This is a genomic window from Collimonas sp. OK607, from assembly GCF_900111995.1.
Classification (GTDB): Bacteria; Pseudomonadota; Gammaproteobacteria; order Burkholderiales; family Burkholderiaceae_D; genus Collimonas.
Genome location: NZ_FOKF01000022.1, coordinates 46,553 through 60,728, shown reverse-complemented (window position 1 = coordinate 60,728; position 14,176 = coordinate 46,553). Strand labels below are relative to the sequence as shown.

General features: G+C 55.9%; 13 protein-coding genes. 11 read left to right on the top strand and 2 right to left on the bottom strand.

The features are described from left to right. Nucleotides 1–16: 16 nt before the first annotated feature. From kdsB to BM029_RS15690, 10 genes are all read left to right on the top strand, one after another. Complete coding sequence (gene kdsB / locus BM029_RS15735) at nucleotides 17–784, top strand: 3-deoxy-manno-octulosonate cytidylyltransferase (RefSeq protein WP_092437626.1); 768 nt, start codon at nucleotides 17–19, stop codon at nucleotides 782–784. 232 nt (nucleotides 785–1,016) lie between these two features. Then, a complete protein-coding gene (gene adk / locus BM029_RS15730; protein ID WP_092413466.1) occupies nucleotides 1,017–1,673 on the top strand; it encodes an adenylate kinase in 657 nt (218 codons plus the stop codon). Nucleotides 1,674–1,930: 257 nt separating this feature from the next. Then, nucleotides 1,931–4,414 carry a sodium-translocating pyrophosphatase gene (locus BM029_RS15725; protein ID WP_092437574.1) on the top strand — a complete coding sequence of 828 codons (2,484 nt, stop codon included), beginning with the start codon at nucleotides 1,931–1,933 and terminating at the stop codon, nucleotides 4,412–4,414. 237 nt (nucleotides 4,415–4,651) lie between these two features. Beyond that, on the top strand, nucleotides 4,652–5,860 hold the full coding sequence (locus BM029_RS15720; RefSeq protein ID WP_092437572.1) for a patatin-like phospholipase family protein: 1,209 nt from the start codon (nucleotides 4,652–4,654) through the stop codon (nucleotides 5,858–5,860). Between the two features lie 125 nt (nucleotides 5,861–5,985). Beyond that, entirely contained in the window at nucleotides 5,986–6,420 is a 435-nt protein-coding gene (locus tag BM029_RS15715) for a guanyl-specific ribonuclease (protein ID WP_170851098.1), read from the top strand. Nucleotides 6,421–6,493: 73 nt separating this feature from the next. Then, the gene (locus tag BM029_RS15710; RefSeq protein ID WP_092413460.1) at nucleotides 6,494–6,892 is read left to right on the top strand and encodes a barstar family protein; all 399 of its coding nucleotides are present in this window, start codon (nucleotides 6,494–6,496) and stop codon (nucleotides 6,890–6,892) included. 182 nt (nucleotides 6,893–7,074) lie between these two features. Next, on the top strand, nucleotides 7,075–7,689 hold the full coding sequence (purN, locus tag BM029_RS15705) for a phosphoribosylglycinamide formyltransferase (protein ID WP_092413459.1): 615 nt from the start codon (nucleotides 7,075–7,077) through the stop codon (nucleotides 7,687–7,689). A 93-nt stretch (nucleotides 7,690–7,782) separates the two neighbouring features. Then, on the top strand, nucleotides 7,783–9,036 hold the full coding sequence (locus BM029_RS15700; protein ID WP_092437570.1) for an RsmB/NOP family class I SAM-dependent RNA methyltransferase: 1,254 nt from the start codon (nucleotides 7,783–7,785) through the stop codon (nucleotides 9,034–9,036). A 65-nt stretch (nucleotides 9,037–9,101) separates the two neighbouring features. Next, nucleotides 9,102–10,502 carry a mechanosensitive ion channel family protein gene (locus tag BM029_RS15695; RefSeq protein WP_092437568.1) on the top strand — a complete coding sequence of 467 codons (1,401 nt, stop codon included), beginning with the start codon at nucleotides 9,102–9,104 and terminating at the stop codon, nucleotides 10,500–10,502. 135 nt (nucleotides 10,503–10,637) lie between these two features. Next, on the top strand, nucleotides 10,638–11,831 hold the full coding sequence (locus BM029_RS15690) for a DesA family fatty acid desaturase (RefSeq protein ID WP_371329126.1): 1,194 nt from the start codon (nucleotides 10,638–10,640) through the stop codon (nucleotides 11,829–11,831). Nucleotides 11,832–11,968: 137 nt separating this feature from the next. Here BM029_RS15690 and BM029_RS15685 read toward each other — a convergent pair whose 3' ends face one another. After that, nucleotides 11,969–12,820 (bottom strand): LysR family transcriptional regulator, encoded by an 852-nt coding sequence (locus BM029_RS15685; protein WP_092437564.1) that lies wholly within the window; start codon nucleotides 12,818–12,820, stop codon nucleotides 11,969–11,971. Nucleotides 12,821–12,923: 103 nt separating this feature from the next. Here BM029_RS15685 and BM029_RS15680 point away from each other — a divergent pair, with 103 nt between their 5' ends. Next, nucleotides 12,924–13,898, top strand: coding sequence for a quinone oxidoreductase family protein (locus BM029_RS15680; RefSeq protein WP_092437562.1), 975 nt, complete (start codon nucleotides 12,924–12,926; stop codon nucleotides 13,896–13,898). Between the two features lie 105 nt (nucleotides 13,899–14,003). Here the strand turns inward: BM029_RS15680 and rpmG are convergent, their stop codons facing one another. Further along, nucleotides 14,004–14,171: a 50S ribosomal protein L33 gene (gene rpmG / locus BM029_RS15675; RefSeq protein WP_009667251.1), complete on the bottom strand. Its 168-nt coding sequence runs from the start codon at nucleotides 14,169–14,171 to the stop codon at nucleotides 14,004–14,006. Nucleotides 14,172–14,176 lie beyond the last annotated feature (5 nt).

The window sequence follows — 14,176 nt, the reverse complement described above, 5'->3', positions numbered from 1 at the left end:
GCGTATTGTGGATATTGTGAATCCGACCAGACCTTTCACCGTCATCATTCCGGCGCGGCTGGCGTCAACTCGGCTGCCGAATAAACCGCTGGCCGATATCGGCGGCAAGCCGATGATCGTGCGCACCGCCGAGCGTGCTGCGCAATCGGGAGCTGCACAGGTGATCGTGGCTACCGATCATGCGGAAATCCTGGCGGTGTGCGCCCAGCACGGCATCGCCGCGCGGCTCACACGCGCCGATCATCCGTCCGGCACCGACCGCATTGCCGAAGTAGCTGCAGCGTTAGGACTGGCCGCTGATGCGGTGGTGGTCAACGTCCAAGGCGACGAACCCATGATCGATCCGGCGCTGATCGCAGCTACCGCGGCGCAGATCACAGGCGAGGTGCCGATGGCGACCGCGGCGCACGCGATCGATTCTGCGGCCGACGCCTTCAATCCGAATGTGGTCAAGGTGGTCTTGAACCAGGCTGGGCGCGCCCTGTATTTTTCACGGGCGACAATTCCCTGGCATCGGGATGGTTTTGCGCAGTCGCGAGAAGATTTGCCGGCCGCCTACTTGCCGTTGCGGCATATCGGCCTGTATGCATACAGCAATGGTTTTTTGCAAACCTATCCGACGCTGGCGGTGTCGCCGTTGGAACAGATCGAAGCGCTGGAGCAATTACGCGTGCTTTGGCATGGCTACCCGATTGCGGTCCATATCGCACCGGCGGCGCCCGCGGTAGGCGTCGATACGCCGGAAGATCTGGAGCGGGTGAGGCGTTTTTTTAGTGCCGAATAAAGTGTGAAAGTGTCGCTTAAGTGTCAAATAAATGCCGGAAATTTATCGTTGAACCAACAGAAATAGTGCTTCGGGCTGGCTGTTTGGTAAAATTGTATGGTAAGTTTCATGCAAAGATAGCGTGATATAAATAAAATCACATGCAAGATTAATTGCAAAAGCATATCGGGAGACGGCGCAGCATACTGCGCGCCATCGCCACAATCAATTCAAACTCACCTTAGGAATTAACATGCGCCTCATCCTTTTAGGAGCGCCTGGTGCCGGTAAAGGCACGCAAGCGACTTTCATTAAAGAGAAATTCAACATCCCGCAGATTTCCACCGGCGACATGTTGCGCGCAGCAGTCAAGGCTGGCACTCCGCTCGGCATCGAGGCTAAGAAGGTAATGGATGCAGGCGGCCTGGTATCGGACGACATCATCATCGGCCTGGTCAAAGACCGGCTGACGCAGGCGGATTGCGCGAATGGTTATTTGTTCGACGGCTTTCCACGTACCATTCCGCAGGCAGACGCCATGAAGGAAGCCGGCGTGATGATCGATTACGTGCTGGAAATCGACGTTCCTGACAGCGCCATTGTCGAACGCATGAGCGGTCGCCGCGTGCATTTGTCGTCAGGCCGTACTTATCATGCCAAGTACAATCCGCCAAAAGTGGAAGGCAAGGACGACATCACCGGTGAAGACCTGATCCAGCGCGACGATGACAAGGAAGAAACCGTCAAGAAGCGTCTGTCGGTATATCACGAGCAGACTGAAGTGCTGGTCAATTACTACGGCGACTGGGCCAAAGCCGGCTTGCCAGGCGCGCCCAAGTATCGCAAGATCGCCGGCGTCGGTCCGGTCGAGCAAATACGCGATAGCGCGTTTGCGGCGCTGGAAGCATAAGAAGCATAAAAAAAAGCGGACCTCGGTCCGCTTTTTCTTTTGATCAACAAACTAATTAATTTAGAATTCATCAGAAGAAACAACTAAGCAGCAAACCAGCCCCGGCACTTCTCCAAGAATAAAAAAGGGCAGCGAAAAGAAATGCATTACGCAGTATTGGCCGGCAATCCACCCATTTGGGATGAATGGATGCAGGTGAAATGGTGTAGTTGTCTTACTTTGTCGTGAAGCCGTACCAAAAAACTGGAGGAGTAAACATGGCATCAAGTCTATGGTTTGCCGTCGCTTGCGGCATCATTGCCGTCATCTATGGGCTAGTCTCGCGCAGCTGGATATTGAAGCAGGACCCGGGGAATGCACGCATGCAGGAAATTGCTGCTGCGATCCAACAAGGGGCTGCTGCCTATCTGGCGCGCCAGTACCGCACCATTGCCATGGTCGGCGTGGTGCTGTTCATTATTATCGCGATACTGCCAGGACTTGGTTTGATAACCGCCGCCGGCTTCCTGATCGGCGCCGTGCTGTCAGGGGCTTGCGGCTTCATCGGCATGAATGTCTCGGTGCGCGCTAATGTACGCACCGCACAGGCTGCGACCAAAGGCATGGGGCCGGCGCTTGATGTAGCGTTCCGCGGCGGGGCGATCACCGGCATGCTGGTGGTCGGGCTCGGCCTGCTGGGCGTGACCCTGTTCTTTTTGTGGTTGCTGGCGTTCGCGGGGCCTTCCGGATTGTCGTTACATGACATCATCCGGCCTCTGATCGGACTGGCCTTCGGCGCTTCGCTGATTTCCATTTTCGCGCGTCTCGGCGGCGGCATCTTTACCAAGGGCGCCGATGTCGGCGCCGACCTAGTAGGTAAAGTGGAAGCCGGCATTCCGGAGGACGATCCGCGCAATCCCGCAGTGATCGCCGATAACGTCGGCGACAACGTCGGCGATTGTGCAGGCATGGCGGCTGACTTGTTCGAAACCTATGTGGTGACCCTGATCGCCACCATGTTGTTAGGCTCTTTGCTGATACATGGCGCTGAATTGCAAGCAGTGTTGTATCCGCTGGCCTTGGGCGGGGTATCGATCCTGGCCTCTATCGTCGGCTGTTCCATGGTCAAGGCCAAGCCCGGCAAGAAAATCATGTCGGCACTGTATACCGGGCTGTGGTGGGCAGCGATCCTGAGCCTGATCGGGTTTGTGGTGGTTACCTGGCTGATCTTGCCGGCACCGATGCGGGTGCCGATGATGGGGTCCGCCTTGATCGGCATCATCCTGACCGGCTTGATGGTGTATATCACCGAGTACTACACCGGCACCGATTTCAAACCGGTGCGCCACATAGCACAAGCCTCTACCACCGGCCACGGCACCAATATCATCGCCGGCCTGGGCGTCTCCATGAAATCGACCGCTTATCCGGTGCTGGCAGTATGTGTCGCCATCCTGGCTTCCTACTGGCTGGGCGGCCTGTACGGCATTGCGATTGCCGCTACCGCCATGCTGTCGATGGCCGGCATCATTGTCGCGCTGGATGCCTACGGCCCGATTACCGATAACGCCGGCGGTATTGCCGAAATGTCGGGTTTGCCCGATTCGGTGCGAGCGATTACCGATCCGCTGGACGCCGTCGGCAACACCACCAAGGCAGTCACCAAGGGCTACGCCATCGGCTCGGCCGGTTTGGCGGCGCTGGTCTTGTTTGCAGATTACACCCACGCGCTGGATTCGGTAGGGAAGAGCACGGTATTCGATTTGTCCAATCCACTGGTGATCGTCGGCTTGTTCATCGGCGGCTTGATTCCCTACCTGTTCGGCGCCATGGCGATGGAAGCGGTCGGCCGGGCGGCGGGTGCGGTGGTGGTTGAAGTGCGCCGCCAGTTCCGCGACATCAAAGGCATCATGGACGGCACCGGCAAGCCTGAGTACGACAAAGCGGTCGATATGCTGACCTCTTCGGCCATCAAGGAAATGATCATCCCGTCGCTGTTGCCGGTAGTAGTGCCGGTTCTGGTCGGTCTGATATTGGGGCCGGCAGCGCTCGGTGGTTTATTGATGGGGACCATCGTGACCGGTTTGTTCGTCGCTATCTCGATGACCACAGGCGGCGGCGCCTGGGACAACGCCAAGAAATATATCGAGGATGGCAACCACGGCGGCAAAGGTTCGGAAGCGCATAAGGCTGCGGTCACTGGCGATACCGTTGGCGATCCTTATAAAGATACCGCCGGTCCTGCGGTCAATCCACTGATCAAGATCATCAATATCGTGGCCCTGTTGCTAGTGCCGTTGCTACCGGCTTCGGGCATGCAGCAAGGCGCGCTGACGGGACAGGAAGTCGTGTTGGTGCCGGTACCGGTAGTTGCACCGGCAATTGTGGTGGCGCCCGCAGCGGTCACGGTCGACGCCAGTGCCGGAACTGCGGCTAAGGCTGCGGCGGCGTCGCCCGCAGCTGTCGTCTATTTTGAATCAGGCAAGGTAGAAGCTCCGGCCGATACCGCTGAAAAACTGGCGGCTGTCGTCGATGCGGCCAAAGCCAGGGCCGATGCCAAAGTGGTGGTCAGCGGCTTCCACGACACCACCGGCGATCCGGCTAAAAACGAGGAGATTTCCAAGGAGCGCGCCAAAAGCGTAAAAGCCATCCTGCTGATCGCAGGCGTGGCGGAAGACGCCATCGTGCTGGAGAAACCTCAGGTGACAACCGGCAGCGGCGATAACGCGCAGGCACGACGGGTTGAAGTCAGCGTTCACTAGCAGTGAGCCCGGGCAACTGATGTGGCGAAGTAGCAGGTGCAAGACGTATGCACTTGCTACTTCGTTTTACACAAGTATTAATAATAGGACTTACGCAAAACTGCCCCAGCGGCGTTACTTCTCCTAGCCGTACATTCGTACTGTCTTCGTCGTCGTGCCTTGCTGGAACAGTTTTGCGTAAGTCCTAAATAAACCAACCTCCCCACAAATTTCCTCTCCCTGTTACTCTTCATAGCCATGGAGACAAAACAGAAAACGGGCCTTATCTTGACCGGCGGCGGCGCACGCGCGGCTTACCAGGTTGGCGTGATGGATGCAGTAGCGTCCATCTTGCGCGAGCAGGGCTGGGCGCCGGAGCAAAATCCTTTCGACATCATTTGCGGCACTTCCGCAGGCGCCATCAATGCGACGGCGCTGGCTTGCCGGGTCGAGAATTTCGGCCTTGGCGTGCAAAAACTGATGGATGTCTGGGAGCACTTTACGGTGGAGCAGGTGTACCGCGCCGATTCCCTGGGCGTCCTGCGGTCCGGCGCGCGCTGGTTGTCCTTGCTGTCTTTTGGCTGGCTGCTGCGTAAATGGCATGCGCACCCGCCTAACTCCTTGCTCGACAATACGCCGCTGATCACCTTGCTGCACCGGCTGCTGGACCTGGAGAAACTGGACGCGGCGCTGGCCAACGGCAGCTTGCAGGCACTGGCGATCACCGCTTCCTCCTATAGCGGCGGCCAGCACATTACTTTTTACCAGAGCGCCGTCGAAATCCAGGGCTGGACCCGCAGCCAGCGGCGGGCGGTCCGGGATCAGATCGGCGTCGGCCATTTGCTGGCGTCGTCAGCGATTCCGTTCATCTTTCCTGCGATCCCGATTTACTGCGATGGCCGTCGCGAATATTTCGGCGACGGTTCGATGCGCCAGCTGGCGCCGATTTCTCCGGCGATCCACCTTGGCGCCAGCAAAGTGATGGTGGTTGGCGCCGGGCGTCGCAAGGAGGCGCCGGCCGATGCACCCATGCTTGCCCGTTATCCCAGCCTCGCGCAAATTGCCAGCCACGCATTGTCCAGCATCTTCCTGGATGGGCTGGCGGTGGATATCGAACGCCTGGAGCGTATCAACCACACACTTTCTTTCTTGACGGATGAGCAACGCCAGCAAACGCCGCTGAAGCCGGTGGAGATGCTGATTATTTCGCCTTCGGAACAAATTGATGATATTGCATCGAAGCATTTTTCAAGTTTGCCCCTGCCGATCCGAACCTTGCTGGGCGGTCTGGGGGCGACCGATGTGCGTGGCGGCGGCCTTGCGTCTTATCTGTTGTTTGAATCCGGCTATACGCGCGAGTTGATCCGTATGGGCCAGAAAGATACGCTGGCGCGGCGCGATGAGGTGGCCGAATTTTTTGGCCCTGGCCCCGTTTCCGCTCTTGGTGAAGAAGGGCAGAACTTGTAATTGATTAATATTGTCAAATAATATTGTCAAATATTGCAACACTAGAAGCCGGGGCAAGGATACGGGTTGATTCGTTTTCATCAACACGTTACCCTACGGTATCAGAACCATAAAATATTGAATTTATGAAAAGCCAGGCAACCCGGCATCATTTCTTTGGTCTAAGTTCCGATTTCGTCGCCGCCATGCTGCGTAACGGGATGCTGTTGCTGCTTGGTTTGCTGCTGTCATTCCAGGTTTTTGCCCGGGAGCCGTTCCGGGAGACCGTGTCGCAAGACGTGATTTCGGTAAATCAGTTGCCGCAGGAAGCGCAGGCGACACTGATATTAATCAAGCAAGGCGGACCGTTTCCATATGCCAAAGATGGTGTGACCTTTGGCAATTATGAAGGAATGCTGCCCAGGCAGCGGCGTGGGTATTATCATGAATTTACGGTAAAGACCCCGTATGCCCGCAATCGTGGCGCACGCCGGATCATTGCCGGCGGCAATCCCCAGACTTCTGGCGAATATTATTACACTGACAACCACTATCAGACTTTCAGGCGCATTCAGGAGTGACCGAGAAGGGTAAATGAGACGAGTGTGTGAAATACAACAACAATCCATCATCATTGCTCTAGCTGAGGGAAAAATGAGTTTGTTTAAAACCGTACCGCCAAATGTAGTGCAGTCCATCCGCGCCTTCCGTGTGACAGATCTGCAGGCGGAGGCCAACCGTCTCGGGCAGCATTTCCTGTATGCCTATTGTGCCGAGGCAACGACTAAACAACAAGTGCTGGCGAATATCGCCCACGCCTTTCATTTTCCCAGGCATTTTGGCAAGAATTTCGACGCACTGGCCGATTGCCTGACCGATCTGGCCCATAAAGCCGGCCCGCAGCCAGGTTTCATCGTGGTAATCGAGCAATTGCCGAATACGCCCAAGTTCGATAAAGAAGCCCGGGAAACCCTGCTCGACGTATTCCGCGACAGCGCCGATTTCTGGGCTGACAAGAAAGTAGCGTTCCGCGTTTTTTACTCATTCCAATAGCGGCAGCTGCAATATCGGCCAGCCTGGCAGGACGGGGACGCTGGCTTAATTGTTTTAGCTGTTTTTTATTGTTGTAAAGTGAGCCGATTTTCCGATTCCCCCGGGCAAATCAGTGCGATATTGTCTGCAATTATGATAATTAGCCACCCTGTTTGCTCAAAAACAGCAGTGCAACGGGTACAATGCGCGCCATGAGAAGCATTGTTATCCTGATTTCCGGGCGTGGCAGTAATATGCAAGCCATCGTCCGCGCCGCTCAAACCGAACAATGGCCTGCCAGAATCGCCGCGATTGTCAGCAACAAGGCCGATGCCGAAGGTTTGAAATTTGCTGCTGCTCAAGGTATTCCCACGGCAGTAGTAGCGAATAAAGACTATCCTGACCGAGAACAGTTCGACGCCGCCTTACGCGTCGTTGTCGATGGATTTTCCCCTGACCTGGTAGTGCTGGCGGGTTTCATGCGTATTTTGACGGCGCCGTTCGTAGAACATTATGCCGGCCGCATGTTGAATATCCATCCCTCGCTGCTGCCGAGTTTTCCGGGAATGGCAACCCACAGGCAAGCACTGGAAGCTGGCGTCAAGGTGCATGGCGTCACTGTCCATTTCGTCACGGCGAAGCTGGATCACGGCCCGATCGTAGCGCAGGCAGTGGTGCCGGTGCTGGAAAACGATACCGAACAATCGCTAGAGCAGCGAGTGCTGATTGAAGAGCATCAACTATATCCACGTGCAGTGCGCTGGTTTGTCGAAAATCGATTGAGTATCGAAGACGGACGAGTCCGTAATAGTGCATAAGCGTGCCGGCTAGCACGAACGCCAAGACGATCGTTTGCCCTGGCCGGTCCGGGCACGATCAACAGTTTACAAGAATTTTATGAAAGAATTACTATGAGATTGCCTCCCGCGATCATTGGTCACACCGAAGAAGTTCTGCGCGAAATCCTACGTTTTACCGGCCCGGCCGACGGCACTTTGTCGCGCTACTTCCGTGACCATCCAAAGCTGGGTTCGCGTGAACGCGGCGTGGTGGCCGAAGCGGTATATGGTTTGTTGCGTAACAAAGCAATCTACACCAGCTTTGCCGAATCCGGCAACGGCCCGACCATGCGCCGCATGACCCTGCTGGGCCTGGCCGATGCGGTCAGCATCGAATCCCTGGGCGGCTTGTCGGATGAAGAAACCGAGTGGCTGAAGCGGGTTGCCGAAATCAACCGCGACCTGATGCCGCCGCTGATGCGTTCCAACTTGCCGCAATGGTTGTTCGACAAGCTGGTAGCGCGTGACGGTGAAGCCGCCACCCTGGAACTGGCGCATGCGATGAATCAACCGGCACCGTTGGATCTGCGCGTGAATTCGCTCAAGGCCAATCGCGAAGAAGTCGTCACCACTTTGGCTGAAGCGCCGATCTTGTGTGTGCCGACGCCTTATGCGCCGCTTGGTTTGCGCGTCATCAAGAAGCCGACTTTACAAAACCTGCCGCTGTTCAAGAGCGGTGCGATCGAAGTGCAGGATGAAGGTAGCCAGTTGCTGGCGCAAATCGTCGGCGCCAAGCGCGGCGAGATGGTGGTCGATTTCTGTGCCGGCGCCGGCGGCAAGACGCTGGCCCTGGGCGCGACCATGCGCAATACCGGTCGCTTGTATGCTTTCGACGTTTCCGAGAAGCGCCTGGCAAAACTCAAGCCGCGTATGGCACGTAGTGGTTTGTCGAATATTCATCCGGTGTTGATCGCGCATGAGAATGACGGCAAGGTGAAGCGCCTGGCCGGCAAGATCGATCGCGTGCTGGTCGATGCACCATGCAGCGGTCTCGGCACCTTGCGCCGTAATCCGGACGTCAAATGGCGGCAGACACCGGAAGCGATTGGCGAAATGAATGTCAAGCAAATCGCGATTCTCTCCAGCGCCGCGCGCCTGGTGAAATCCGGCGGCCGCCTGGTGTACGGTACTTGCAGTTTGCTGGATGAAGAAAACGAAGCGATTGCTGCGCAGTTCCTCGCCAGCCACGAAGATTTTTCGCTGGTGCCGATGAAAGATGTGTTGGCCGAGCAGAAAATTGCGCTGGAGATGGGTGACTACCTCAAATTGCTGCCGCACAAGCATCAGACTGACGGCTTCTTTGCCGCAGTATTTGTACGTAAATAATTTTGCGTAAATAAGCAGGCGGCATGCCCACGTGACTGTCGGGGCGTTACGCTTTGTTCAAAACGATGCCAGATATCCTCAATGACCTGTTGAACGATTTGCTGAGCAACCTGCGGGCGCCGGGTTTGCTGGCGCAAGTCGGTTTGCTGGTGGCATGTATCGGCCTGGGCTGGTTGCTGGCTCGGCTGCTGCGCCGTACTTTCAATCTTAATCCGGCCCAGCCGCCGGCGATGCAGATCGGGCTTGTCAGTTTCGTCAAGGTCTTGACGCCCGTCATCACCTTGCTGCTGCTGGTGCTGGTCAAAATGGCCCTGCAAAAATGGCATCAGCCGGTGAATCTCATGCGGCTGATGATTCCGCTGGTAGCTTCGCTGGCGCTGATGCGTTTCGTGTTCTATGTCTTGCGCCGGATTTTTGTGCGCAATAGCGGCGTCGGTACTTTCCTCCTGTTGTTTGAAAAGAGTTTCGGCGCGCTGGTCTGGATCGGCTTGCTGCTGTATATCACCGGCTGGTGGCCGGATCTGCTTGATTACCTGGATAGCACGGTGCTGCCGATCGGCCGCCATAAGGTTTCGCTACTCGCGGTCATGCAAGCGCTGATCTCGGTACTGGTGACGCTGGTGATCGCATTGTGGGTCGGCGCCACGCTGGAAGAGCGCCTGATGCGGGTCAACACCATGCATTCCTCGATCCGCACAGTGGTAGCGCGTATGGCGCGGGCCTTCCTGATCCTGGTGGCGGTATTGGTCAGTTTATCGCTGGTCGGTATCGACTTAACCGTGTTGTCGGTCTTCGGCGGCGCACTGGGTGTGGCGCTGGGGCTTGGTTTACAGAAAATCGCCAGCAGTTATGTGTCAGGCTTCGTGATTTTGCTGGAACGCAGCCTGGCGATCGGCGATATGGTCGGTGTCAGTACCTTTTATGGCAAGGTGGTCCAGATCAATAGCCGCTATACCGTGTTGCAAGGTCTGGACGGGGTCGATACGGTAGTACCGAATGAAATCTTCATGATTAATTCGGTACAGAATTATTCGCTGACCAATCGGATCCTGCGTTTGTCGACACAAGTGATGATTGAACATCAGGATGATGTTGAAAGTGTATTATTGCTGTTGGAGCAAGCAACGATCGAGGTTAACCGCGTTTCGCAGGAAACCTTGCCGCAAGCTTTGCTGCTGAAGATAGGCCCGGATGGGCTAGAGCTAGAGGTCGGATTCTGGATCACGGATCCGGAGAACGGTCGCCTGAATGTGTTGTCTGATGTTAACCGGGCAATCTGGCGGGTGTTGCAAGCCCGTCAAATCAAGATTGCTCAGGTGAAACGAGATATCAAGGTAGTGCAAGCCACGACAGGCGAAGATGGCGATACTGTGACGTTGCAAAGTGGCAACTTCAAGGCCGATACACAACACGGCTTGCAATTAGATGGCCAACAAGATGCGCCAAAACCTCGAAAGAGCGAATAATAAGGGTACAATTGCACTCGAAATTCGGGTAACTGTTCGGTAACTACCCGTCAACGTGCTGGTATCTTACTCACATTTCACCCGTATCTCACCGTAAAGCAAGTAGTAGCATCATCTACACATGGAGTACACATAGTGTTCAATGCAATTCTCGATTTCCTGTCGAATGGCGTAACAGGCGCAAGCGCCTGGCAAGTGGTCGTGTTCACGCTGGTCGTGACGCACATCACGATCGCTGCAGTGACTATTTTCCTGCATCGCGGCCAGGCCCATCGCGCCTTGGAGCTGCACGCCATTCCAAGTCATTTTTTCCGTTTCTGGCTGTGGCTGACGACAGGTATGGTCACCAAGGAATGGGCGGCGATCCATCGCAAGCATCACGCGAAATGCGATACCGAGGAAGATCCGCATAGCCCGGTTACCCGCGGCATCAAGAAAGTATTCTGGGAAGGCGCGGAGCTGTATCGCGCAGAATCGAAGAACCTGGAAACCATGGAAAAATTCGGCCATGGCACGCCGGACGACTGGATCGAAAGAAACGTCTATACCAAACGCAGCGCCTGGGGCATTGTGTTGATGCTGTTTATTAACGTCATGCTGTTCGGTGTGATTGGCGTCAGCGTCTGGGCTGTGCAAATGGTCTGGATCCCGATTACCGCCGCCGGCATCATCAATGGCATCGGCCACTATTGGGGCTATCGCAACTACGACTGTAACGATGCGGCTACCAACATCATCCCGTTCGGCATCATCATTGGCGGCGAAGAGCTGCACAATAATCACCACACGTTCGGCACCTCGGCCAAATTATCGTCGAAGTGGTACGAGTTCGACATCGGCTGGATGTATATCCGGATTCTGGAAATCTGCGGCCTGGCCAAGGTCAAGAAAGTAGCGCCTGCGCCGAAATTCAACCACGCCAAGCTGGTGCCGGATCTGGATACGCTGCAATCGGTGATCGCGAACCGTTACGATGTCATGGCAAAGTATGCAAAATCGTTGAAGAGCGCCTGGCATGAAGAACGCAGCCATTTGACCGACAAGGCTAAACTGGGATCGGGTTTCCTGAAATCGTCGAAGAAGTTGTTGCAACGTGAGCCGACCAAACTGGAAGCGCCGCAAAAGCAGCAGCTGACAGAGTTGTTCCTGCATAGCAAAGCACTGCAGACCATGCACGAGATGCGGGTTGAGTTGGGTGCAATCTGGGAACGTTCGCATTTCACACGCGACCAGTTGCTGCATCAGCTGCAGGATTGGTGTGCACGTGCCGAAGCTTCGGGCATCAAGTCGTTGCAGGATTTCTCGCTGCGCCTGCGTAGCTATTCCTGATACAGGATAAAAGGCAGGTCGCTAGCGTGCTTGCATAAATAGATTCTTGCGTTCTCTGGCGCTTATCGTTATCAAGAAAACGGTCCATGTAAATTGGACCGTTTTTTTTTGCCTGGCGAGTTGTTTCAAGATTTATTTTATGGCTTGCCGAATGCGTCCTGAATAGATTTGACGACGGCGCGTATAGCGGCCGAGCTTTTCAAGTCTGCATGCCAGACCAGCCATGCATCCCGCATCACCGGCTGCTGATCCGGAATTGCCGGGACCAGGGTTGAGTCATCCTCCATCATGAACGTTGGCAGCATTGCCACGCCGCCGCCTTCACTCGCCAGTGCGATCTGGATATCGAGAGTTGTCGTCCGAAAGCTTAGGGATTCACCAGCCATGTGCCGGATAAGGGCGGCTTGCTGCGACGCGGCGTCCATGCTCTCGATATAGCCAATGTAGGCCCAGTCCTCCGGTGGTGTCTGGTCGAGATATGCCCGGTTGGCATACAGGTGATAGGTAAGCTCAGTAAGCTTTACGATAATGAAATCGCCGTCGGTGGGCCGGTTGAGGCGGATGGCTATGTCGGCTTCCCGGCGTTCCAGCGAGACCTGGCGTGTTTCGCCCAGAATGCTGATGTCGAGGTCGGGGTGTTGCTTGCGCAGGGCTACAAGCGGTCGCGCCAGCATCGCCGCAGCTAAGGCTGGCGGTGCGCTGATGGTGACATGTCCTGCCACTTCCAAGCGCGCGCCATCGGCTGCGCGGTTAATCGCCTGCGCATCCCTCTCCATATGTTCGACCAAGGCTGCAATGCGTTCGCCATCCATCGTCAATGACAGCCTGCGGCCACGTCGGTCTACCAGCTTAAGGTTCAATTCAGCCTCGAGCGCGGCAATGCGGCGCGCTATGGTCGCATGTTCGACATGGAGTTGTCGCGCTGCGCCGGATAAAGTCCCAGCCTGCGCCAACGCGGCAAAATGCCGAAGATTTTCCCAATCAGCCATTGTTAATATTTGCACATAAGATGACAAATATTAGGGAATTTTCAAACAAAGCGCAATCGATCAGAATAAGTCCAACTTAACGAAGGACAAAACGGGGGGCAAAATGAATCAAATGGTCAGAATGGCGGGTGTGGGTGGCACGGATCAACTCGAAGTTGTTACCTGCGAGCCGCAGTTGCCCGGTCCGGGCGAACTGCGGATCAGGCACGAGGCGATTGGCGTCAACTTTGTCGACATATATCATCGCACCGGCCTTTATCCGCTTGCAGCGTTGCCGGCGGTTCTTGGCGTCGAAGGTGCCGGGGTGGTCGATGCCGTCGGGGAGGGTGTTGAATATCTCGCTATCGGCGATCGTATTGCTTATGCCGGCGCACCGGTCGGCGCCTATGCCGCAACACGTTTGCTGCCACAGGCAAAGGCGATTCTGTTGCCTGAGAACATCAACACGCGCCTGGCCGCCGCCTCCATGTTACGAGGGCTAACTGCACATATGCTGCTCACTCGCACTTACCCGGCCAGCGCAGGCAGCACGATTCTGATCCACGCTGCTGCTGGCGGCCTCGGTGCGCTGCTGGTGCGTTGGGCCAAACACCTTGGCGCGACAGTGATCGGCACGGCCGGATCTGCCGAAAAGGCAAAAATCGCCAAGGCATACGGTGCTGATCATGTCATCGTAGGACGCGATGCCGATATCGTAGCCGAGGTTGCCGCCATGACCGGTGGCAAAGGCGTCGATTTCGCGATCGACGGTATCGGCGGCGACATGCTCCTGAAGACGCTTGCATGTGTGCGGCCATTCGGTACGGTCGCAAGCATAGGGCAAGCGGCGGGCCCTATAGCGCCGATCAATGTTGGAGAGTTAGGGCCTCGCCGTTCGCTCTCGCTGGCGCGCCCAAGCATCATGGCTTACCTGGCGGATCCGCATACTTATGCAGTGGCATCCGCGGCACTCATCGCCATGATGCAAGCCGGGGTCGTGGCTGAAATTGGCGGTGAATATCCGTTGGCTGAAGCTGCGAGGGCGCATGCCGATCTTGAAGCAGGGCGCACCACCGGCAGCTTGCTGTTGATTCCGTGATGGCCAGGTCACGCGTGGGCACAAAAGCGTGCCCACCCTACGGGCCGGACGTAAAAAAACCCGCGAGACTGATGTCTTGCGGGTTTTTTTGAAGAACAGGATCAATTACTTGATCTTGGTTTCTTTGTATTCAACATGCTTACGAACCTTCGGGTCGAACTTCATGATCGACATTTTTTCCGGGGTTGTACGCTTGTTTTTCGTAGTTGTGTAGAAATGACCTGTACCTGCGGTCGATTCCAGCTTGATTTTGTCGCGGCCTGATTTCGCCATGATTC